The sequence below is a fragment of the Imperialibacter sp. genome (assembly GCF_040222385.1).
Classification (GTDB): Bacteria; Bacteroidota; Bacteroidia; order Cytophagales; family Cyclobacteriaceae; genus Imperialibacter.
Genome location: NZ_JAVKDF010000027.1, coordinates 225,770 through 248,333, shown reverse-complemented (window position 1 = coordinate 248,333; position 22,564 = coordinate 225,770). Strand labels below are relative to the sequence as shown.

Annotated in this window: 18 protein-coding genes; 13 read left to right on the top strand and 5 right to left on the bottom strand. The window is 45.1% G+C overall.

The window, feature by feature from the left end:
* Nucleotides 1-4 precede the first annotated feature (4 nt).
* From RIG68_RS14020 to RIG68_RS13960, 13 genes are all read left to right on the top strand, one after another.
* Nucleotides 5-406 (top strand): ATP-binding protein, encoded by a 402-nt coding sequence (locus RIG68_RS14020; RefSeq protein ID WP_152001417.1) that lies wholly within the window; start codon nucleotides 5-7, stop codon nucleotides 404-406.
* 1 nt (nucleotide 407) lies between these two features.
* Nucleotides 408-833 carry an rRNA maturation RNase YbeY gene (gene ybeY / locus RIG68_RS14015; RefSeq protein ID WP_350123272.1) on the top strand — a complete coding sequence of 142 codons (426 nt, stop codon included), beginning with the start codon at nucleotides 408-410 and terminating at the stop codon, nucleotides 831-833.
* Nucleotides 834-916: 83 nt separating this feature from the next.
* Entirely contained in the window at nucleotides 917-2,782 is a 1,866-nt protein-coding gene (gene mnmG / locus RIG68_RS14010) for a tRNA uridine-5-carboxymethylaminomethyl(34) synthesis enzyme MnmG (RefSeq protein ID WP_350123269.1), read from the top strand.
* A gap of 222 nt (nucleotides 2,783-3,004) precedes the next feature.
* On the top strand, nucleotides 3,005-3,670 hold the full coding sequence (locus RIG68_RS14005; protein ID WP_350123266.1) for a class I SAM-dependent methyltransferase: 666 nt from the start codon (nucleotides 3,005-3,007) through the stop codon (nucleotides 3,668-3,670).
* Complete coding sequence (locus tag RIG68_RS14000) at nucleotides 3,667-5,409, top strand: Ig-like domain-containing domain (protein WP_350123263.1); 1,743 nt, start codon at nucleotides 3,667-3,669, stop codon at nucleotides 5,407-5,409. The genes RIG68_RS14005 and RIG68_RS14000 overlap by 4 nt, the downstream gene beginning before the upstream one ends.
* A 358-nt stretch (nucleotides 5,410-5,767) precedes the next feature.
* Nucleotides 5,768-7,585: a tetratricopeptide repeat protein gene (locus tag RIG68_RS13995; RefSeq protein ID WP_350123260.1), complete on the top strand. Its 1,818-nt coding sequence runs from the start codon at nucleotides 5,768-5,770 to the stop codon at nucleotides 7,583-7,585.
* Between the two features lie 95 nt (nucleotides 7,586-7,680).
* A complete protein-coding gene (locus RIG68_RS13990) occupies nucleotides 7,681-8,157 on the top strand; it encodes a MarR family winged helix-turn-helix transcriptional regulator (protein WP_350072480.1) in 477 nt (158 codons plus the stop codon).
* Entirely contained in the window at nucleotides 8,141-10,543 is a 2,403-nt protein-coding gene (locus RIG68_RS13985) for a 3-hydroxyacyl-CoA dehydrogenase/enoyl-CoA hydratase family protein (RefSeq protein ID WP_350123257.1), read from the top strand. Before RIG68_RS13990 ends, RIG68_RS13985 begins: the two co-directional genes overlap by 17 nt.
* A 29-nt stretch (nucleotides 10,544-10,572) precedes the next feature.
* Entirely contained in the window at nucleotides 10,573-11,748 is a 1,176-nt protein-coding gene (locus RIG68_RS13980) for an acetyl-CoA C-acyltransferase (RefSeq protein ID WP_350123254.1), read from the top strand.
* A gap of 284 nt (nucleotides 11,749-12,032) precedes the next feature.
* Nucleotides 12,033-13,184: a sensor histidine kinase gene (locus RIG68_RS13975; protein ID WP_350123251.1), complete on the top strand. Its 1,152-nt coding sequence runs from the start codon at nucleotides 12,033-12,035 to the stop codon at nucleotides 13,182-13,184.
* Complete coding sequence (locus tag RIG68_RS13970) at nucleotides 13,174-13,638, top strand: response regulator (RefSeq protein ID WP_350123248.1); 465 nt, start codon at nucleotides 13,174-13,176, stop codon at nucleotides 13,636-13,638. The genes RIG68_RS13975 and RIG68_RS13970 overlap by 11 nt, the downstream gene beginning before the upstream one ends.
* Complete coding sequence (locus tag RIG68_RS13965) at nucleotides 13,631-15,280, top strand: sensor histidine kinase (RefSeq protein WP_350123245.1); 1,650 nt, start codon at nucleotides 13,631-13,633, stop codon at nucleotides 15,278-15,280. The genes RIG68_RS13970 and RIG68_RS13965 overlap by 8 nt, the downstream gene beginning before the upstream one ends.
* Nucleotides 15,273-16,334 (top strand): response regulator, encoded by a 1,062-nt coding sequence (locus RIG68_RS13960; RefSeq protein ID WP_350123242.1) that lies wholly within the window; start codon nucleotides 15,273-15,275, stop codon nucleotides 16,332-16,334. Before RIG68_RS13965 ends, RIG68_RS13960 begins: the two co-directional genes overlap by 8 nt.
* Before the next feature lie 21 nt (nucleotides 16,335-16,355).
* Here the strand turns inward: RIG68_RS13960 and RIG68_RS13955 are convergent, their stop codons facing one another.
* The 5 genes from RIG68_RS13955 to RIG68_RS13935 all read right to left on the bottom strand — a co-directional run bounded on the left by RIG68_RS13955 (nucleotide 16,356) and on the right by RIG68_RS13935 (nucleotide 22,547).
* Complete coding sequence (locus RIG68_RS13955) at nucleotides 16,356-16,727, bottom strand: YccF domain-containing protein (RefSeq protein ID WP_350123239.1); 372 nt, start codon at nucleotides 16,725-16,727, stop codon at nucleotides 16,356-16,358.
* 300 nt (nucleotides 16,728-17,027) lie between these two features.
* Entirely contained in the window at nucleotides 17,028-17,603 is a 576-nt protein-coding gene (locus RIG68_RS13950; protein ID WP_350123236.1) for a RidA family protein, read from the bottom strand.
* A 25-nt stretch (nucleotides 17,604-17,628) separates the two neighbouring features.
* Entirely contained in the window at nucleotides 17,629-20,145 is a 2,517-nt protein-coding gene (locus RIG68_RS13945; RefSeq protein ID WP_350123233.1) for a M14 family zinc carboxypeptidase, read from the bottom strand.
* Between the two features lie 87 nt (nucleotides 20,146-20,232).
* Entirely contained in the window at nucleotides 20,233-21,057 is an 825-nt protein-coding gene (locus tag RIG68_RS13940) for a ThuA domain-containing protein (RefSeq protein WP_350123230.1), read from the bottom strand.
* A 50-nt stretch (nucleotides 21,058-21,107) separates the two neighbouring features.
* Entirely contained in the window at nucleotides 21,108-22,547 is a 1,440-nt protein-coding gene (locus RIG68_RS13935; protein ID WP_350123227.1) for an amidohydrolase, read from the bottom strand.
* Between the last annotated feature and the right edge of the window lie 17 nt (nucleotides 22,548-22,564).

Below are 22,564 nucleotides of genomic sequence, written 5' to 3'. Positions count from 1 at the left end.
AGAAATGGATAATATCAAAATCGAGATTCCTTCTCTTCCTGAGAATATTAGAATCGTTGAGAGTTTTATCGACAACGCTAAAGAACGATTCAGTCTTGAAGATGATATCTATGGCAATATCATGATTGCTGTAACCGAAGCCGTAAACAATGCCATATTACATGGGAACGGAAAGGACGCTCACAAGAATGTGTTGCTGCAACTGTCATTACTCAATGAAAACCTTCAATTCACAGTTCAGGATGAAGGGATCGGCTTCGACTACCACCACCTGCCAGATCCCACTGCGCCAGAAAACCTCGAGAAGCCCGGAGGTAGAGGCATCTTCCTAATGAAGAACCTGTGTGACGAAGTTAAGTTCCACGAAGGCGGCAAAAAGGTAGACCTGATCTTTTACCTGGGCTAGGATGAAAATCACCTTCTTTAGTGAAGAGATAACTTTCAAACTAGCTTCTCCCAACAAAGTTCGTTCCTGGATTAAAGAAGTGATACGCTTGGAGAAGCATACCCTTGCAGAGGTTTCCTATGTATTCTGCTCCGACGACTACTTGCACAATATGAACGTGCAGTATCTCAATCACGATACACTTACTGACATCATTACTTTTGATAACTCAGAGGAAGAAGAACAGATCGAAGGTGATATATTCATCAGCATTGACCGTGTCAAAGAAAACGCCGCCCGACTAAATTTTCCTTTTGAGAACGAACTACATCGAGTTATGATCCATGGCATTCTTCATTTGTGTGGTTACAAAGACAAGGCAAGTTCAGAAAGGGAGCTTATGAGAAAAAAAGAAGATGCTTGTTTATCTTTGCTCCCGGATCAATAATGTTCCACGTGGAACATTCTTTCTTCTCACTCTGTTGCTAACACTAACAATACCTAGACGTTCCACGTGGAACATCAAAATATATGTTTCCTAAATACGATGTAATAGTAGTAGGGGCTGGACATGCTGGCTGTGAAGCCGCACATGCTGCAGCCACCATGGGTTCCAAAGTGCTGCTTGTGACTATGAACATGGGCACTATCGCTCAGATGTCTTGCAACCCTGCGATGGGTGGCGTAGCCAAAGGACAAATAGTGCGTGAAATAGATGCCCTGGGTGGCATGTCGGGTATTATCACCGACAAAACTATGATCCAGTTCAGGATGCTCAACAAGTCGAAAGGACCCGCAATGTGGAGCCCACGAGCTCAAAGCGACAGAATGAGGTTTGCGGAAGAATGGCGGCTTACATTGGAGCGCAACCCAAACGTAGACTTCTGGCAGGAAATGGTAGTAGGGTTGCTTGTCAAAGACGGAAAAGCCGTTGGTGTCAAAACAAGCTTGGGAATTGAGATAGAGTCAAGCGCAGTGGTACTTACGAACGGCACCTTTCTTAATGGCGTCATCCATATTGGAGAAAAGAAGTTTGGTGGGGGCCGTACCGGCGAGCATGCTGCCAAAGGAATTACTGAGCAGTTGCAAAGTCTCGGCTTTGAGTCAGGCAGAATGAAAACTGGCACACCCCCCCGGGTCGACGGCCGTAGCCTCAACTACGACGCCATGGAGGAACAAAAAGGAGATGCCGAACCTGGCAAGTTTTCGTATAGCGAAGAAACCACTCCTTTAGCAAATCAAGCCAGCTGCTATATCACCTACACCAACCCGGAAGTACACAGTATACTTGAGACTGGCTTTGAGAAGTCACCCATGTTCGCCGGACGGATAAAGGGTATTGGGCCACGCTATTGCCCTTCAATAGAAGATAAAATCAATCGGTTCTCAGAACGAGACCGCCACCAGATATTTGTTGAGCCCGAAGGATGGGACACCGTTGAGGTATATGTCAATGGCTTTTCCACCTCGCTACCAGAAGACGTTCAAATAACAGCACTAAGGAAAATACCCGGCTTTGAGAACGCCAGAATGTTCAGGCCTGGCTATGCCATCGAATACGACTACTTTCCACCTACACAACTCAATCTTACCCTAGAAACAAAGCTCATCCAGCATCTGTACTTTGCAGGACAAATCAACGGCACCACTGGCTACGAAGAGGCGGCATCGCAGGGGCTTATGGCGGGTATTAACGCCCACCTCAAAAACAACGAGAAACATGCTCTGATACTCACCAGGTCTGAAGCATATATTGGTGTACTCATTGACGACCTAATTAACAAAGGCACAGAAGAACCATACAGAATGTTTACCTCACGTGCGGAGTTTCGAATACTTCTGAGACAAGACAACGCAGACATAAGACTAACCGAGAAAGGCCATGCTATTGGTTTAGCCTCCGACCAACGCCTAACGGCAACGAAAGACAAAATTGCTCAGAGCAATCAAATACACGCAGTTCTGAAACAACTCAAATATACCCCAGAAGAAATAAACGAAGAGCTCACAACGATAGATACCGCTACGATAAAGGAAAAAACATCCGCCTACACACTTTTAAAGCGGCCACAAATTAACCTTTCTGAACTGCTCACATTGCATAGCAAAACCGCCGCTGCGTTAAAGCCATATACAAAAGAAGCCATAGAGCAGAGCGAGATAGAAATCAAATACGAAACCTACATTGTGAAAGAGAAAGAGCTAGCCGATAAAGTTCACTTACTGGAAAACCACAGGATAGATCCACTCTTTGACTACTACAAAATAACAGCCCTCTCTTCGGAGGCACGTGAAAAACTACTAAAAATCAAACCACACACGTTGGGGCAGGCTTCCAGAATAAGCGGCGTTAACCCAGCAGATATCTCAATACTAATGGTATACATGGGGAGGTAATTGGACATGTACGAACGAATAGACGAGTGCCCCATTTGCTCAAACACCGATTTAAGAAACAGCCTTATCTGCAAAGATCATCTTGTTTCTCAACAGAGTTTTGCTATCTCTACATGCACTTCGTGTGGTCTACTAATAACCAACCCACGACCCAACAAAGAAACCATCTCTCAGTTCTACGACTCAAGTAACTACCTATCACATAACAGTGACGGTAGCCTGATGAGCAGACTCTATTCATTAGCTCAACGTTATACGTTGTGGTACAAATTCAGATTGATCAAAAAAATAGCAAAACCTGGCAGCAGACTTCTGGATTACGGCTGTGGTGTTGGCCAGTTTATGCAATACATGGAATCAAACAAATACCAGGTCAGGGGAGTAGAACCATCGGAGGTAGGTCTATCCAAAGCGATGAGTAAACAACTATCAGTTTACCGAAACCTGGCATCGGTTAAAGAGGCAGAAGCAAAATTTGAAGTAATCACTTTGTGGCACGTTCTTGAGCATGTGCATGAACTGAACGTCACAATAAAACAGCTAAAAAAGCTGTTGAGCAAAAGCGGGTATTTGGTTGTAGCGGTTCCAAACACCAAGAGCTGGGATGCACAACACTATAAAGAAAACTGGGCGGCTTACGATGTACCTCGTCATCTATTTCATTTCGATGACGAAAATATCAAAATGCTGCTAAAATCAAACAGACTTTCTTTCGTTAAAAAAGCACCACTATATCTTGATTCCTTCTATATCAGCCTATTATCAGAAACGCACGTCAACAGCAGCAATAAAATCATGAAGTCCACCATAAATGGTTGTAAATCAAATATTTACGGAGCCAGGACAAGTCAATACAGCAGTATGATCTACATTTTCCAAAAGAAATGAAAAATATACTTCTTTCAGCTTTTCTTGCTGTATATGCATTTGTCCTTTACACCTCATGTGCCAGCCAGCAACCCGTAACCGGAGGAGCAAAAGACACTATTCCTCCCACTCTTCTGGAATCGTATCCCATTAACAAGTCTCTCAACTTTAAAGATCAGAAAATTACCCTGGTCTTTGATGAGTTCATTAAGGAAGACCAAATCAAAACTAAACTTATCATTACCCCGGATGATCAAAACAAATTTGATGTACTCATAAAAAAAACAAGCTTAACACTAGAGTTCGAAAACCCATTTGCTGACAGCACCACCTACACGTTAAATTTTAACAGCACTATTTCAGACATCACCGAAAACAACGATGCCGAAAATATCATACTGGCATTTAGCACCACCACCTACATTGACTCGCTGTCAATCACCGGTAGCATAATCGATCTGATGACCCAGGAACCTCTGAAAGAAATAACCGTGGCACTCTACCAGGCGAAAGACACAACGGACATATTTAACAAGCGACCTCTTTATTTTGCAAAAACAGCAGAGGACGGAACCTATTCCATAGAGAATCTTAAAAACGGGAGTTACAGAATTTATGCCTTTCAGGACAAGAACAAAAACAACTTATGTGAATCGAATGATGAGCCGCATGGATTCATTGCAGACACACTGGCTCTAACACAAAATATTGACTCCCTTGTCATCCCCATTATCCGGAACGATGTAAGGCCGCTCGCCCAGCTCAACTCCCGCACTTCGGGAATCTACTTCGAAAGCCGCTACAATAAACCACTTAAAGATTTCAGTGTGCAAATCCTGGATTCATTGAAACTTCCCAACTGGACAATTGAAGCCAACCTCACAACAGACGGCAGAGGCATAGTATTCTATCCAGTCTCCAACCCAAAAAAGGACAGCCTGCAGATAGCCATCACCTCCATAGACAGTACCTACAACCAAACCATAGACACCGCCTACTTAAAGTTTACGTCAAGTAAGCGAACCATACCGCCATTCACATTCACCACCATTCCTGCTAAGGACGAACAGATACTTGAGAAAACAACCTTTACTTTATCGTTTACTAAGCCGGTGGCGACACACTACATCGCCGACTCAATGAGGGTTTCTATAGACACCCTTGTTCAGCACCCGATCAGGATAGACACCATCATATGGAATAGTCACAAAACCAGAGCAACCGTCAACACGCAAATTGACAAGAAAATAGTACCCAACGCAAAACTTCGTTACGAGCACCTAACTGACTCCTTAAAATCCGATACGTCATCGATCGACTTTAAGCGCTACAACAAAATCAAAAACTTACTAGATAAAGTAGAAGATAACTACACCCGAGTTAAACTGCCAAAAGGAACCTTTTTTTCAGTAGATGGCGACACTTCATACACAGAAAACATACCACTGAGGTTTATAAACAGCGAGGAAAGAGGAATAATAAGAGGCAATATTATAACGGATCAAACCCACTACACTCTTCAACTCGTAACCAACAAATACAAAGTAGTTTTCTCGCAACCAGGCACGCCTAGTTTCGAATTCAAGAATGTCCCTCCGGGCGACTACACCTTCCGAGTCCTAATCGATGATAATAAAGACGGCGTATGGTCAACCGGAAACAGTCTTAAACGAATAGAACCTGAGAGTGTGTACATATATCCCGAATTCTTCAACGTTAGGCAAAACTGGACACAGGAAAATATTGAGCTTACCTTCTAGTGGAAAACTCAGCTTAGCCTGTGTTTAACTACCCAAGTTCTCCACAACCAGAATCAAGTCAAGCGCAACAATCAAGGCCATTTTCAAACAAGCAGCTTTATACACATTTCAGTTACCGGTTACCAACACAGTCCCGGAATAAAGATACCCACACACCCAAACCCCCACCTATCAACAAACTCACTCCATTTGCTTATCACATCCGTTTCAATGTTAACATATTGTTTGAAACTCCACTTGAATCAACAATTAACTCATGCTAATTTTCTTATCCACAAATCCACAGACTTAATAATACTCTTCAATTAATCTTTTAAAAAATTAGTTATATATATTAGAAAACAGAAAATGTGGATAAATGACTAAACGACTGATAATAGTAGCCATGCTGACCCTCGTTGCGCCGGCTTTAAGTTTTGCCCAGGACAACGCTAAAATAGATCTGGCCAATGAATATTTGGGCCAGGGCGATGTTGATAAGGCCCTTGATCTTTATAAAGACCTGGTGAAGGATTTCAGAAATATCCCTTTTGTTCATAATAATTACCTGGCGCTCCTGATCAACCTTGAAAACTACAAGGAAGCAGAAGACTACGTAGAGAAACAAATTAAGCGAGATGAGGGCAACTTAATCTATAAGATTGACCTGGGCATGGTATATCAGGCGGCCGGGAAGACCGATAAAGCCAATAGCCAATTTGAGTCGGTGATAGCAGGCATAAAAGGGGATAACTACAAGCTTCGGATTACAGCCCAAACTTTTATCTCGAAGCAGCTCAGAGAGTATGCTCTCAAAACTTACCTGGCAGGAAGGCAATCGTCTGGCAATCAGTATGCTTATTCTATTGAGTTGGCAAATATCTATCGCCTGCTCAACAACAGGGAGCAAATGATGGAAGAGTATCTCAACTTTGCCATTCAAAATCCCAACAATATCAACTACGTCAGGAATATTCTGCAGAACCTCCTCACAGAACCGGAAGATTTGGAAGCGCTGGAAACTATTCTTATCCAGAAGGTGCAAAAGAGTCCTAATGATATTATTTATGGCGAGTTGCTTATCTGGACAGAACTTCAGCAGAAAAACTTTTTTGGTGCGTTTACACAAGCCAGAGCTATTGATCGCCGGGAGAAAGGCGAGGGGTCGAGAGTGCTCGAAATTGGTATTATTGCAATTGACAACGGAGCATTTGAAGATGCTGAAGATATTTTCTCATGGATTATTCAAACATATCCTTCGTCTTCCAATTATGTGCTGGCAAGAAGGATGTTGATAAAAGCCAGGGAAGGAAAAGTTAAAAACACTTATCCGGTTGACACCACCGCCATCAGAACTTTGATTGCCGACTATGATAATCTTATCAAAGATTCGGGGCTGAACAGCAACACCCTGGAAGCGCTCAGAAGCAAGGCTTTGTTATATGCTTTTTATCTCGATGAAAAGGATCAGGCAATTTCTACGCTAAAAGACATTATCAATTTTCCGAGGGCTCAGCCGCAATTGGTTTCCAGTTGCAAACTCGATCTTGGGGATATTTATCTCCTGATAGGAGAGCCGTGGGAATCAACGCTACTCTATTCGCAGGTGGAGAAAGACAGCAAAGAAAGCCTGGTTGGCTATGAAGCAAAACTCAAGAATGCGAAGCTTAATTACTACAATGGTGATTTTGAACTTGCGAAAGCCCACCTCGATATCTTGAAACTTGCGACTTCCCGGGAAATCTCAAATGACGCCATGGCCCTTAGCTTGTTGATTCAGGACAATACACTTATGGATACCACGGAGCGGGCAATGAAGAAATTTGCCGCTGTTGATTTGATGCTTTTCCAAAACAAGAAAATTGAAGCCCTACAGGGGTTTGACTCGTTGCTTAGCCAATTTCCTAACCATAGAATTACAGATGAGGTTTGGTACAAAATGGCACAAATCAATCAGGAGTTGGGGCATCCGGAAGTAGCCATTGCACTTCTTGACAAGGTACTTGCCAGCTACCCTACAGATATCCTTGGAGATGATGCGCTATTTCTAAAGGGCAAAATTATCGACAAGCAGCTAGGGAACAAGCAACTTGCCATGGAAGCTTTTCAAGCACTGCTTACGACCTACCCGGGAAGTATTTACACCGCCGAGGCCCGCAAAAGATTCCGGGAGCTTCGGGGTGACCTCAATCAATAAATACACTTTTCTAACTTGATCAAATGCTGGGCAAAAATAGTATGCATGCATAACAAATTTTGCTATATTTGATATACTCCCGTTATCCCTTAAGAATGAAGAGAGAAGACACCATTGACTATAATATTAAAGTAGCATGGCATAGCATTGCCAGGATGTATAACCAGGCAGGCCAAAATGATGGCATTACCACATCGATTGGATTTGTGTTGCTCAATATAGAAAGCGAAGAGGGCACCCCGGCCACCAAGATAGCTCCTCTTATGGGGCTGGAAGCAAGGAGTCTCACAAGGATGCTCAAAAATATGGAAGAGCGGGAGCTCATCTACAAAATGCCTGACCCCAACGATGGCAGGTCGGTTCGGATATTTTTAACTGAGAAGGGAAAATATCAGAAGACTCTCTCAAAAAGGGTGGTTATAGCATTCAACGAAATGGTGATCGATCAGGTCGACCCTGAAAAGCTCAAGGTATTCTTTGACGTCATCACACAGATCAATCAACTCATAGAGGATAAACAACTGATCCATACTTACATTAACGAAGAGAAAATTTATGAACAGAGTTATTAAAAAGGTGGCAGTTCTTGGCTCAGGTGTAATGGGCTCAAGGATCGCATGTCACTTTGCGAACATTGGTGTTCAGGTTCTGCTTTTAGACATCGTTCCGAAAGAACTTTCGGATGATGAGAAAAAGAAAGGCTTAACAATGGAGCATCCACTTGTTCGTAACCGGATTGTAAACACCGCCCTCCAAACTGCAATTTTTTCAAAGCCAGCTCCCCTTTTTGACTCCAAGAAAGCGAGCCTGGTAAAAACAGGGAATTTTGACGACGACATGAAATCTATTGCCGAATGTGATTGGGTAATGGAGGTTGTGGTTGAAAATCTCGACATCAAGAAGAAGGTGTACGATCAGGTGGAAAAATTCCGTAAGCCTGGCACCTTAGTTACTTCCAACACGTCGGGTATTCCAATCCACCTAATGGCTGAAGGAAGAAGCGATGACTTCAGGAAGCATTTTGCCGGAACCCACTTTTTCAACCCGCCTCGTTATTTGAGGTTGCTGGAAATCATTCCTACTCCAGCCACAGACCAAAAGGTGGTGGACTTCCTTATGCACTATGGCGATTTGTACCTTGGTAAGGAAACCGTGCTATGCAAGGACACGCCGGCATTCATTGCCAATCGGATAGGGGTCTACTCTTTAATGTCTGGGATGCATGTAGTGGAAAAAATGGGATTGACAGTCGGTGAAGTTGATCGAATGACCGGCCCCGTTATCGGCCGGGCAAAATCGGCCACCTTCCGAACCATGGATGTGGTAGGCCTCGACACGACAGTTAATGTATCGAGAAATTTGTTGCAGGGCTTGCCAAAAGACGAGTCGAAGGCCACCTTCAAACTACCGAAAATTGTAGAAGAGCTTTACAACAAAAAATGGTGGGGCGACAAAACAAAACAAGGCTTCTTCAAAAAGACGGTCAACGAAAAAGGCGAGAAGGAAATTCTCGAGTTGAACCTGAAGACATTTGAATATGGGTCAAGAACCAAGGCTTCCTTTAAATCCCTGGAAGAAGTAAAAGACATTGAAAGTGTAAAGGAGCGTTTACCAAAGTTGATCAATGCTTCTGATAAAGCCGGTGAGTTTTATAGGGCAACCTTCTATGATGTGTTCAGGTATTGCTCCATGAGAATTCCGGAAATTGCCGACGAGCTTTACAAAATCGATCAGGCTGTCTGCGCTGGTTTTGCGTGGGAGCTCGGCCCTTTTGAAACATGGGATTTGGTAGGTGTAAAAGCGACTGCCGAAAAGATGAAAACCGCTGGAATGGAAGTAGCTCCATGGGTTCATGACATGCTGGCGGCCGGCAATACCTCTTTCTACAAATTTGAAAAAGGCCAGAAACTTTATTACGACATTCCCTCAAAAGCATACAAACCTATCCCCGGAAAAGAAGGACTCATTATCCTTGATGCCTTCAAAGAAAAAGGGATTGTTTGGGAAAATGCTGGCGCTACACTCTATGACATTGGCGATGGCATTCTGGATCTGGAATTTCACACAAAAATGAATTCTCTCGGTCAGGAAGTAATTGAGGGAATTAATCTCGCTATTGCAAAAGCAGAGGAGAACTACCGGGGCCTGGTGATAGGCAATGAAGGGGCGAACTTTTCAGCTGGTGCCAACCTCGCCATGCTATTCATGTATGCCTCCGACCAAGAGTTTGACGAAATCGATTTAATGATCCGCCAGTTTCAAACCACCATGATGCGGGCCCGCTTTTCTTCCGTGCCTGTAATCTCAGCCCCTTCGGGCATGGCGCTGGGTGGAGGCTGCGAGCTTTCACTTCATTGTGACGCTATTCAGGCACAAGCCGAAACGTACATAGGCCTTGTGGAATTTGGCGTAGGTTTGATTCCGGCGGGCGGCGGCACAAAAGAAATGACACTCCGGGCCAGCGACTCGTATGCCCCTGGCGATCCGGAGCTGAATCATTTGCAGGAATATTTTATGACCATCGCTACAGCCAAAGTGGCCACCTCGGCACACGAAGGCAAGGCATTGGGTTATATCAAACCGTCGGACGAAATCACGCTGAACCGGGCCCGCCTTTTGGCTGATGCAAAAGGGAAAGCCATCGAACTCTCGGAAGCTGGTTATACTCAGCCTCTGGAGAGAAAGGATATCAAAGTACATGGTCAATCGTCACTGGCTTTGTTCGAAGCAGGCATAACTGGTATGCTGTACGGAAAATATATTTCGGAGCACGATGCCCTGATTGCCAGAAAACTTGGCTACATCATGAGTGGCGGAGATCTTTCATCGCCGACGGAAGTGTCGGAGCAATACCTGCTTGATTTGGAAAGGGAGGCATTCCTTAGCCTGACCGGCGAGCCGAAAACGGTGGAGAGAATTCACAGCATTTTGTTCAAAGGGAAACCCTTGAGGAACTAAGTTTTGTTAACCAGATAAAGACTACAATTATGAATGCATACATAGTGGCCGGCTACAGAACGGCAGTTGGAAAGTCAAAAAAAGGGGGCTTTCGCTTTACCCGCCCCGACGACCTGGCAGCAGATGTCATCAAACACCTGGTTGCTTCGGTTCCGGGCTTTGATGCCAAAAGGGTAGACGACCTTATCGTAGGAAACGCTGTGCCCGAAGCCGAGCAAGGCATGCAAATGGGCAGAATGATTTCATTGCTGGCTTTGCCGATGGAAGTGCCCGGCATGATAGTGAATCGGTATTGTGGCTCAGGCCTGGAGGCGATAAGCATTGCTGCTGCAAGAATTCACGCCGGAACAGCAGAGTGCATTATTGCAGGCGGTACCGAATCGATGTCGATGGTGCCAATGATGGGGTATAAAACCGCACTCAACTGGAAAATAGCCCACGAAAACCCAGACTATTATATCAGCATGGGCTTAACGGCCGAGGAAGTATCAAAAGACTACAACATCAGCCGGGAAGACGCCGACGAATTTTCTTATCACTCTCATCAGAAAGCCATCAAGGCAATAAAGGAGGGAAAATTCAAAGATGAGATAGTGCCGATCAATGTTCACGAAACATATGTGGACAAAGACGGTAAGAAAAAGACGAGAGACTTTGTGGTAGATACCGACGAGGGGCCAAGAGAAGATACTAGTCTCGAAGTGCTTGCAAAACTAAAGCCTGTTTTCAGAATGGGGGGAAAGGTAACTGCGGGTAACTCTTCACAAACTTCTGATGGCGCTGCTTTTGTGATGGTGTTGTCAGAAAAAATGGTGCAGGAATACAATCTGAAGCCTATTGCCAGAATGTTGGCCTATACAGCAGCTGGCGTGGAACCAAGAATAATGGGGATAGGGCCGGTGGCCGCAGTGCCAAAGGCGTTGAAACAAGCTGGCCTGAAAATGGCAGACATTGACTTGATTGAATTGAATGAGGCTTTTGCAGCTCAGGCATTGGCTGTTGCCAAAAACCTGGATTTCGACATGTCGAAATTAAATGTGAATGGTGGTGCTGTAGCGCTTGGTCATCCGCTAGGTTGCACCGGCGCCAAACTGTCAGTTCAGATTTTCAATGAATTGAGAAGGCAGAAGAAAAAATATGGTATGGTCACCGCCTGCGTAGGCGGTGGACAGGGCGTAGCTGGTATTTTCGAGTTACTTAACTGATCATCAAAGACTCTTTGAGAGAAACGATTAAAGCATTGGCATTTGTCAATGCTTTTTCATTTATCGCCTCAAGAGATCGAACTTGTATAAGACGGTTACAAAATTCATTTTATCTTTACAAAATAGGAGCAGAAAAGACGTCAAGCATATAGTTATTGAGGAAACCTTCTTCCGATAAAGAAGAAAATATCTACAATCCATATTGATGTTGTTACTGATTTGTAAATGTGGACACTCTTACAGCGGACTCTATTAAACAGCACTTTCTTGATAATATTTAATCCATGAAAAACTATTCCACCGGAGAATCAGAGGCCAGGCTTAGCGCCATTTTTGATCATGCCATTGATGGAATAGTCACGATTGACGAAAAGGGAATTGTTGAGTCGATGAACCCGGCTGCGGCCCGGCTGTTTGGCTATGAACCAGTGGAAGTACTAGGTCAGAATATTAAAATGTTAATGCCTGAACCAGATAGAAGCCGACACGACACTTACCTGGAAAACTACCGGACGACGGGCGTAAAGAAAATAATTGGGATAGGTAGGGAGGTGAGCGGAAAGAGGAAAGATGGATCTAAATTTCCTCTTTACTTAAGTGTTACGGAAATTCAATTTGAGGGAAAAACGATTTTCACAGGTATCATTCACGATATCACAGAGCTGAAGTTATCACGGGAAAAACTGCGGAGATACGCCGCCGAGCTTGAGAGAAGTAATAGGGAGCTACAAGATTTTGCTTATGTATCGTCGCATGATTTACAGGAGCCCTTAAGAAAAATACAGGCTTTTGGCGACAGACTTCTTCATAAAGAAGCTCCAAACTTGTCGGAGCAAGGGCAAGACTATTTGGCTAGAATGCTGAACGCCGCCGGCCGAATGCAGCGGCTTATTAATGATCTTTTGTCTTTCTCGAGAATATCATCAAAGACCCGAGAATTTGTACCGGTTGATCTGAATCAGGTTTTGGCAGAAGTGCTCACCGACCTTGAGCTGCTCATAGAACAAACAGAAACTAGAGTAGAGGCTTCCGACTTGCCCACTATAGACGGAGATTATACTCAGTTAGCACAGGTTTTTCAAAACTTGATTTCAAATGCCATCAAGTTTGTGAAAGATGGTGAAAAGCCAAGAATAAAGATCTCGGCCAGGGCTGTTCAGGAGCAGGCCCACCTGACGGCTACCCCTGGAGACGAGACTGTTGAAATCACCTTCCAGGACAACGGAACGGGCTTTGATCAAAAATATGCGGATCGAATTTTTCATATTTTTCAACGGCTGGAGGGTCAAAAGTTCGAAGGCTCCGGAATAGGCTTGGCCATTTGCAAGCGAGTGGCTAACCGACATGGCGGAGACATCGTAGCAATAGGCACACCAGGAGTAGGTTCTACGTTTATTCTAACTCTATCAAAAAGACAAACCAGACATGAGAACTAAAACCTCAAAAAACAATACAATACTTATCCTGATTGCCGAAGATGACCCGGAGGACAGGCTGCTGGCTAAAGAAGCAATTGATGAAAACGGTTTGGTTAGCCGGGTAGAGTTTGTTGAAAATGGCGTCCAGTTGATGGACTATCTTTTTAACCGCCCCCCGTATACCGACAAAGAAAAGTTTCCAACCCCCGGACTTATCATTTTGGACCTCAACATGCCCAAGAAAGATGGCCGGGAGGCCTTGAAAGAAATAAAATCGAGTAAGCTGCTTAAATCTCTCCCCGTTGTAGTACTGTCCACTTCTAAGGCAGACGAAGACATCATGCAGACATACGACTTGGGGGTGAATTCTTTCATCACTAAGCCGGTTACGTTCAAGGCGCTGGTCGAGATTATGGATACATTGTGCCACTACTGGTTTGAAATCGTAGAACTTCCCGCAAACCATGACTAATTATCAGCATCGGTCATCGACAAGTATACTTCTGATAGACGATGATGAGGAAGACTTTCTAATCACCAGGGATATCATAGCCGATTTTCCGTCCGGGGCATACACTTTGGCGTGGGAGCCTGATTTTGAAAAGGCAAAAGTGAAAATTCTTCAAAATGAGCACGAAGCCTATTTGGTCGATTTCAGGCTTGGTGCTGAAAGCGGTCTTGACCTCATTCGGTATTCTTTGGAGAAGGGAATTATGGGGCCGTTCATTTTACTAACCGGCCAGGGCGACCTGCAAATTGACGAAGAGGCCAGAAGGCTTGGAGCTGTCGATTATATGGTCAAAGGGTCGATTAATCCAGATCAGCTGGAACGCTCGATAAGGTACGGCATTCAGCACGTTCTCAATCTGAACGAAATAAAGGAGCTGAATCAACAATTGGAAAGAAGAGTGATGGAAAGGACTCGTGATTTGGCGAGAGCGAATGAAAGACTTTCCTATTCCAATGAGTCACTTCAAAAAGAAGTAGACGAACGAAAACAGGCTGAAAAGGCACTTAGAAAAAGCCAGAAAATATACAGCGCCATAGCCAGTAATTTTCCAGATGGAATGCTGTGTGTGTTAGATAAGGATTTAAGGTTCCTCCTTGTAGATGGGAAAGCCGAAGAGCCTGAAATGGGTAATAAGCAGGATTGGATTGGGTCGTATGCCAGTTCGATGACTTTTATCGACCAAAAAGAAACCTTTATTAGAAACTTGAAAAAGGTAATTGAAGGTGTGCCATTGAATATGGAAGTGACGGTAGCCAACGGCGAAAGGGAGTATCAGATCAATGCCGTCCCTTTGTTCGATGACGAAGAGAAAATACAGAACCTATTGATTGTTTGTAAAAACATTACCGAAAGGAAAAGAGCAGAGAAGGAAGTACTCAGGGCATTGAATCAGGAAAAGGAGCTCAATGAACTCAAGAGCAGGTTTGTCACAACAGCGTCTCATGAATTCAGAACACCACTAAGCACTATCCTTTCTTCAGTGTCTCTAATAGGCCGTTATATTTCAGATTCGGATCAAAAGGAAAAAATAGACAAACACGTCCATCGTATCAAATCTTCTGTAAATAACCTGACATATATTCTAAACGACTTTTTGTCTTTGGGAAAATTGGAGGAAGGGAAAACGACATTTAACCCTGTATCATTTGATTTGGAGCAAATGATTAGTGAGGTGATTTCTCAGATAAGCCCTACTTTAAAGGAAGAACAGGAGATACTTCTGAGTATATCGGAAGGTACATTTGGAGAAATCTACGTTGATGAGCAAATGACTAAGAATATCTTGATCAATTTGCTCAACAATGCGTCGAAATATTCTGGAGAAAGGCAAAAAATTCACCTAGGTTTGAGTAGAGAGAATGGGCTCCTGAAAATCACGGTTAAAGATGAGGGAATTGGCATTCCGAAGAAGGATCAGCAACATCTTTTCGATAGGTTTTTCAGGGCCAACAATGCCATCAACATACAGGGAACAGGCCTGGGGCTCAATATTGTCAAGAAATATATTGAACTAATGAACGGACATATTGAATTTAGCAGTGAAGAAAATAAGGGCACCGAATTCAGGGTGGCGATACCGATAACACAACCTAGCTATGACTAAAATATTGCTTATTGAGGACAATATGGAAATGCGGGAGAATACCGCTGAGATTCTTGAGCTCTCCAATTATGAGGTGATAACAGCAGCCAATGGTAAGGAGGGAATCGAAAAGGCTAAGAAGGAATTACCACATCTGATCATTTGTGACATCATGATGCCTGAGCTGGATGGTTATGGTGTGCTTCGTGTTTTAGGGAAATTACCTGAGACAGCCGGCATCCCTTTTATATTTCTCACCGCCAAATCTGAAAAAGAGGATTTCAGAAAAGGAATGAGTATGGGTGCCGACGACTATCTGACTAAGCCTTTTGACGATGTGGAGTTGCTGGATATCATAGAACTGCGGCTTCGCAAAAACCAGATTGCCAGAAAGGAGTATTCCAACGATGTGGATGGCATTGCAGATTTTATGAATGATGCAAAGGCGTTAAATGAATTGAGCCATTTGTCGGCCGACCGAACCATCAGAAAATTTAAGAAGAAAGAAATAATCTTTTACGAAGGGAATCTGCCACACGGGCTCTTTTTTGTCAACAGTGGAAAAGCTAAGACATACAAAACCAACGACGATGGCAAAGAGTACATCACTGGCCTTTTTAAAGAGGGTGATTTTATCGGATACATCGATCTTTTGCAGAACTCTAACTACACAGAGTCGGCCATGGCCATGGAGGATTCCGAAATTTGCCTTATCCCAAAGCAAGACTTCTACAAACTGCTGAACAACAACCGTGATGTTTCCATCAGGTTCATTAAAATGATTTCCAACAATTTGGTGGAAATGGAGGAAAGAATCCTGAAGCTTGCCTACAACTCGGTCAGAAAAAGAGTGGCTGAGGCTCTGGTGATGCTGGAAGATAAGTTCAAAGAAAAGAACGAAGGAGAAGAATTCAATATGAACATTCCCCGGGAAGATCTCGCCAATATTGTTGGCACAGCACCTGAGTCTGTCATCAGAACCCTCTCTGATTTCAAAGATGAAAAGCTGATAGAAATTAAAGGAAGCAATATCAAAATCATCAACTCCACTGGGTTGAGGAAAATGCGAAACTAGTCAGGCTTATGCTACCACAGATTAACGGAGGTCTTTTCCAAATGGCGTTAAGGCCAGAGAAGCCAATTTCATATGTTGGGTAGCAAACGGTATCCCAATGATGGTGATGAACATTAGCAGCCCAAAAACCAAATGAGTGACTGCTACGCAAAGACCTCCAGTGACAAGCCAGACCACATTCATGATCACAGCCAGGCAACCGGAGTTACTTTCGGTAGTAACCACTTTTTGCCCGAAAGGACTGAGGGCTAGTATGCCGATTTTAAAGCATTGAAAACCAAATGGGATGCCTACGATAGTGAGACAAAGAGCAATGCCTCCAATTACGTAGCCGAAAAACAGGAAGATGCCTCCTCCAAAAATAATCCAGAGCAAATTTCCGAGGGTGTTCATAAAGTTGATAGTGGTGAGATAAAAATGGCAGCCACCGCTTCCAGGTGCCAAACTGGCGACTAAAAAAACAGCTACTCCCAGGTAATAATCTTAGCTTTAATTACATCATTTGCCCAACTCTATAGACGTAGACCTTTGTTACTTGTTGCAAATGGAATGTTCTTTTCAAGAATAAATTTTCTCCCCCCTCTATTGCCCCGCAAGAGCTGACGAAAGACTTCGCCATCCAAAGCAGCGTCTTAAAGAAAGAAAACCCGGAGCAATGACCCCGGGCTTCCATTTTTTTAAAATCTAAAATGTCTACTCTACTTCGACAATCATCTCCACTTCGATAGCAATGTTGTTTGGCAGTGAGCCCATCCCAACTGCGGCACGAGCATGTTTGCCTCTGTCTCCAAACACTGCCACCATCAGATCAGAGTAGCCATTGACTACTTTGGGCTGATCGGTAAAGTCAGAGGCACAGTTGACCATGCCCAACACTTTCACAATGCGCTTCACTTTTCTTAAGTCGCCAAGTTCTGCTTTCAATACCGAAAGCTGGCTAATGGCAGTAAGCCTTCCAGCCTCATAACCCTCTTCAATAGTTAAATCAACGCCCACTTTCCCGGTGATGTAGCTCCCATCAGGTTTCGACGGACCCTTGCCGGCAAGGAAAACCAGATTTCCCGTACGGACGGCATTCACATAGTTGGCCACCGGTGCCGAAGGAGTTGATAACTCGATGCCGAGCTCTTTTAGTTTTGCTTCCGGATCATAATCCGAAGGAGCGCTAACCTGAGCTTTCAGTGTGTCAGCACCTTCTTTTGTGTTGGAAGTACCCGGCGAGCAGGCAGTCATAAGCCCCAGAAATCCTATAAACAATAGCTTTTTCATATCATTTACATTAGTTGATAATCAATTATTGACCCACAAAGAAAACAGCGTTAGCAAACAACAGTTTTCCGTTGTCCCAAAATGCCCGGAACAATGGATTGTCAGACATATAGATCACCTGGCCACCGCCCATGCGATCAACGCCAAAGACTAGTGAGTTCTCCAGTTCCTTTTGTACCCTGTTGCCAGCAAAGCCGCTTACGGGTTTAGCGCCTGACGGGATATAGGCGACGTTCCAGGCGCCTGACAATTTGCCGAATCGGCTCTCGGCTGTTTTTAAACTGAAATAGGAGTTGCCGTAGCCATAAGCCAGTGGATGAGTATTGTCGAGGCTTACTTTGTAAATAGCCCCGGGGATAATTCCCTGAATGTAGTTTCGTTCACGGTCAGCATACTTTACGCTGGCGTCTGCTTCTTCCCATTTTTCCTTCAGCTTTTTCAGGGCAGCTTTTTCGTCGTCGTCAGCATAGCGCTTCAGCGAATAGCCGTCACGATCAGCAAAGCTGTTGAGTGCACCCTGCACAAGTATCAGCCTTCCGCCGTTTCGCACCCATTCGTCAATCATTTTCATAGAGCCGTCGCCCAGCCCGTTGTATCTGCCGTTTTGGATAATGATCACGTCGTAGCCCGACAGGTCGAAGCGGCTGAAATCATCTGTGTCGAGTACACTGATGGGGTAGTCGAGCTGGCGCTCGAAGAAATGCCAGGTTTCGCCATAAGCCAAAGAGGAAACACCGTTGCCGGCCAGTACTGCCACTTTAGGGGCGTCGATGTAGTGAACATCGCCACTGCCGAAATCTTTACCTGAATCAACAAAGCCAGTAGTGGTGGCATCCAACGAACGGCCGTATTCTTTGGCTAACCCTTTTACCAACCCATCAAAGCGGGAAGCATGCTGCTCGTTACCTCGACGGGTAATGATAAGCGTACCTCTTTCGTAGTTTTTTCCGCCGATGGAGAATGGCGTTTCAGCATAGCGAACTTTCACTTTGTTTTTGAGCAGCTGGGCTAGAAACTTAGCATCTTCCAGCGTTTGCCAGCGGGCAATATAAGCGTAAGCTTTGTCGGCCGAAGTTACCTCAGCTGAGGGAGCACTGTACTTGCCAGTTCCGGGCGTAATTTTCTCGCTTACTGCATAAGCCTTAAGGCCTTTGGCGTAAGGCACGCCCCAGGCTGTGATATCATAGGTGTTGGAATCTTCCACATAAGTGCTTGGCTCAAACAGAATGCTGGCCAAAACGCCTCTCGGCTGATAGTTACTTACAACCAGGTCGCTGGAAGTTAGATTGAAAGATTCTGTGGCCTGCGTTTGATAATTAAATCCTTTTAGCGGTTTGCCTGCTGCACCTGTTCCATAGGCTATGCCCATAGCATCGAGCCAATTAGCAAGAGCAGTTAGCTTGTCAGGGTTGTTATCTCCCTTGATCACGAACCCTTTGTATTTCCCTGGAAAGCTGTTGACGTTGTTACTGAAGAACTTCTGGTACTCCTGAAGTACCTGGCTCTTGTGGGCAACCGTAACTTCCACTGTTGAAACACCATTGCTGTGGTGGTGGGCAATTCTGTCTTTCAGTGTTAAAGTATCTCCTTCGGCTGTAAGTACGCCTAAACCACCACGTCCGCCGCCGCCTTGTTCGTAGGTCATGCCAATGGCCCCGTTGTACACCGGATAGGTGTCGCCATAAGAAGGATAGAGCAAATCAAAGCGCTCCTTGGTAAAGTACAGCCAGCCATTTTGGTCAAAGTATTTGGCGTTGTTCTTACCAATAGTTACCTGGAAGTCATATTGCCATTTGGTGATCAGCTCATGATAAGGCTTGGCGGCAGGTGCCATGTAGTAAGGGCTGTTGACACCCTGCTCATGAAAATCGACGTGGATTTGTGGCATCCACTGATTGTAAACTGCGATTCGCTTTTTCGACTCGATCTGAGTTTGCCATGCCCAGTCCCGGTTAAGGTCAAACAGGTAGTGGTTGGCTCTGCCGCCGGGCCACACTTCGTTGTGCTCTTTGCTTTGAGGGTCGGGATTGTAATCCTTGTTGCCATACTGATTGTAGTAGTTGGCGTAGCGATCCCTTCCGTCAGGATTGATACATGGATCCATGATCACTACACCCTCTTCGAGCCAGGCAGATTTGTTAGTGACCAGCTCGTAAATAGTGGCCATGCTGGCTTCCATGGAAACGGACTCATTGCCATGCACATTATAGCTGAGCCAGATAATTGGAACGTTGGTAGATGGGCTACCGTTTTGCAAACCGGCTCGTTTCAGGTTGTCGGTTCTGATGGTTTCAATGTTTTGATGGTTGGCCTCGCTGGTAACGATGGCATAAACCAGTGGGCGATCTTCAAAGGTGCGCCCGTATTCTTTGAGGACAACCTTAGAAGAATTAGCCGCCACGTGCTGGTAATATTCCACCACCCGGTGATGGCGGGTAAATCTTTCGCCAAGTTCGTAGCCAAGAAATTCTTTCGGGCTTTGCACTTGTGCCCAGGCCTGTGTGAATGCCAGACAAAGTAGAAGTAGTAGCAATTTTCTCATATCAATGTAATGCAGAGTTTGGGTTTTCAATTGGAGCCCAAGATAAGAGAAAGATGGGAATGGCAAGTTCGGAATTACGCAGGTGGCTTACTTGCTGTTACCCAGCCAAAGCAGGGCGTTGATCACAAGCTGATTCTGGAGCGGATTGTTAAAAGTGTATGACAACGTTTCGTTGGTGTCGCCTTCATAGTCGATATCATTATGACCAAAATTGAAATAGATCATGCGGTATTTGGTATTAGTCCAAACAATGGGGTAGTAGCCGCTGTGCCAAATTTCATGCTGCTTGGATCCCGTTCCCAGGGGAAAACTTGATGAGTCAACCGATAGCAAAATGTTGATGTCGGGATTTTGGGCGAGGTCATTTTCCCACCGGTACCATTCGCTTGGTGACGTTTTGAAAGTGTCGGGTAGGTCTTTTAATGCAGGATGGTTGGGTGCTTCGTTCCGAAGAATGGCTGAGGTTGGCCGCCAGGTATTGCTTTTGTACTGACCGGCCCCCAAAAACTCCTTGTGGTACCAGTCCCAGTCCTGATTAAAATCAGAAGGGGTAAGAGCAAAAGCAGCAAAGTGAAAGCCCATCCATGCTCCACCATTTTTCATGTACTTTTCTAGCGCTGCCCTTTGCTCCGGCGCTTCCGGCCGGGTATCGAGGAAAGCAACGACATCGTAATTAGCCAGGAATTCGTCGTTGAGATTGCTCCAGTTGCTGGTGGAGTCGTAGGTGAAATTGAATTTGGCTGCCTGCTCTATGAACCACGGATGAGCCTCGCCGACAAAGCTGATATGGGCCTGGTCATTTTTGGCAGTGAAGAAGGAGATGACTTTGAATTCGTGGTTCACTTTCGGAGATGAGCAGCTGATTGCCCACAGAATAATACCGCTTAAGATCAGAGCCGAAAACGTCTTCATGGATAAATGTCTTTAGGTATTCTGAATGTTGAAGCTTTTTTCAAGAAAAGTCACCTCACGGGCGGAGGCCCTTCAGGTAAAATGGCCTTGTACACGTAATCGCCTCTTTTTTCCAGAAACTCATCTCGCATCGCTTTTCTGATCGACTCGTTTTCGAAAAGGTCGACCATTGTTAGCGCCAGGCTTTTGGCAGCAAATACCATTCCCTTGTGCCCAATGGACATGCCGCCGCAGGCAACTACTGCCCACGAGTGCCAGGGTGTTCCGATGGGTGCGGTAGTGGCCACAAGTGAAATTTCCGGAGTGATCCAGCTGATGTCAGCCACGTCAGTTGAGCCGCCTGTGGGAAATTCCGCCGTGGGGTCAATTCCGCCTATGGTTCCGTCCAGGCCTTTTTCGTCCATTTTTACAGCTCTCTGGATGCCCTTCGCAAACGCTATTTCATCCGCTGTGTAGCTGATCGGCCCAACCAATTGCATGTTTTTGTAAAGCACGTTGGCGCCGGCAAAATTTGGCAATTGCTCGTGATAGCCAGAGGTGATCGTTAGCTTTGGCGTAACTCCAGCAATCATAGCTGCCCCTTCTCCAATTTCCTGCACCCTTTTATATACTTCCATCATGCCATCTCTGGTGGCATCCCTTACATACAAGCCCACCCGGGCGTAGTCGGGCACAATGTTGGGTGCTTCACCGCCCTTTTCGATGACATAATGGATACGAACGGAAGGCTTAATGTGCTCCCGGAGCATGTTGAGGCCGTTAACAAATGCCTCTACCGCATCCAGCGCACTCCGGCCATTCCAGGGATCGAACGCAGCATGGGCAGCTTGTCCGCTAAACTCAACTGTTACCTCAATCATTGCCTGACTACTCTGGGTGCTTGCTTTGTTTTCAGCGTCGGGGTGCCAGTCGAGACAGGCGTCCAGGTCGTTGAACAAACCGGCCCGGGCCATGTAGATTTTTCCTCCAACTGCTTCTTCGGCAGGGGTTCCGTAAAACCGAACCGTTCCCTTTAGCTTTCCGGCTTGTATCAACTCTTTGATGGCCAATGCCGCTCCAAGACTGCCGGGGCCAAATAGATTATGCCCACATCCATGGCCCGGAGCACCCTCTACCAAAGGATCTTTGCCAGGCACTGCCTTTTGTGATAATCCGGGCAAAGCGTCATATTCTCCCATGATGCCGATGATGGGCTTGCCGCTACCGTAAGAAGCAATAAATGCAGTGGGCATTTCAGCCACTCCTCTTTCGACAGTGAAACCCTGTGCTTCCGCATAGTCGGCCAATGCTTTGGCAGACACATTTTCTTTTAAGGCGATTTCTGCTGCCTCCCAGATTTTGTCGCTGAGATCAATAAGTTCGGAGGAGTGTTTATCCACCGACTCAAGGGCGGCTTTTTTGTTGCTAGAGATTTTTTGCGCCTTTTGACTAAAAGAAACAGAAGTGCTTAGCAGGGCGGCGAATAGCAAGAGAACAATGCTCTTTTTCATGATAGGTTGGTTTACCA

Coding starts and splice junctions, on each gene's coding strand:
- RIG68_RS13970 (WP_350123248.1), top strand. CDS start 13,174: ATGAGAACTAAAACCTCAAAAAACAATACAATACTTATCCTGATTGCC.
- RIG68_RS14005 (WP_350123266.1), top strand. CDS start 3,005: ATGAGCAGACTCTATTCATTAGCTCAACGTTATACGTTGTGGTACAAA.
- RIG68_RS13945 (WP_350123233.1), bottom strand. CDS start 20,145: ATGAGAAAATTGCTACTACTTCTACTTTGTCTGGCATTCACACAGGCC.
- RIG68_RS13940 (WP_350123230.1), bottom strand. CDS start 21,057: ATGAAGACGTTTTCGGCTCTGATCTTAAGCGGTATTATTCTGTGGGCA.
- mnmG (WP_350123269.1), top strand. CDS start 917: ATGTTTCCTAAATACGATGTAATAGTAGTAGGGGCTGGACATGCTGGC.
- RIG68_RS13990 (WP_350072480.1), top strand. CDS start 7,681: ATGAAGAGAGAAGACACCATTGACTATAATATTAAAGTAGCATGGCAT.
- RIG68_RS13960 (WP_350123242.1), top strand. CDS start 15,273: ATGACTAAAATATTGCTTATTGAGGACAATATGGAAATGCGGGAGAAT.
- RIG68_RS13975 (WP_350123251.1), top strand. CDS start 12,033: ATGAAAAACTATTCCACCGGAGAATCAGAGGCCAGGCTTAGCGCCATT.
- ybeY (WP_350123272.1), top strand. CDS start 408: ATGAAAATCACCTTCTTTAGTGAAGAGATAACTTTCAAACTAGCTTCT.
- RIG68_RS13985 (WP_350123257.1), top strand. CDS start 8,141: ATGAACAGAGTTATTAAAAAGGTGGCAGTTCTTGGCTCAGGTGTAATG.
- RIG68_RS13980 (WP_350123254.1), top strand. CDS start 10,573: ATGAATGCATACATAGTGGCCGGCTACAGAACGGCAGTTGGAAAGTCA.
- RIG68_RS13965 (WP_350123245.1), top strand. CDS start 13,631: ATGACTAATTATCAGCATCGGTCATCGACAAGTATACTTCTGATAGAC.
- RIG68_RS13955 (WP_350123239.1), bottom strand. CDS start 16,727: ATGAACACCCTCGGAAATTTGCTCTGGATTATTTTTGGAGGAGGCATC.
- RIG68_RS14000 (WP_350123263.1), top strand. CDS start 3,667: ATGAAAAATATACTTCTTTCAGCTTTTCTTGCTGTATATGCATTTGTC.
- RIG68_RS14020 (WP_152001417.1), top strand. CDS start 5: ATGGATAATATCAAAATCGAGATTCCTTCTCTTCCTGAGAATATTAGA.
- RIG68_RS13995 (WP_350123260.1), top strand. CDS start 5,768: ATGACTAAACGACTGATAATAGTAGCCATGCTGACCCTCGTTGCGCCG.
- RIG68_RS13950 (WP_350123236.1), bottom strand. CDS start 17,603: ATGAAAAAGCTATTGTTTATAGGATTTCTGGGGCTTATGACTGCCTGC.
- RIG68_RS13935 (WP_350123227.1), bottom strand. CDS start 22,547: ATGAAAAAGAGCATTGTTCTCTTGCTATTCGCCGCCCTGCTAAGCACT.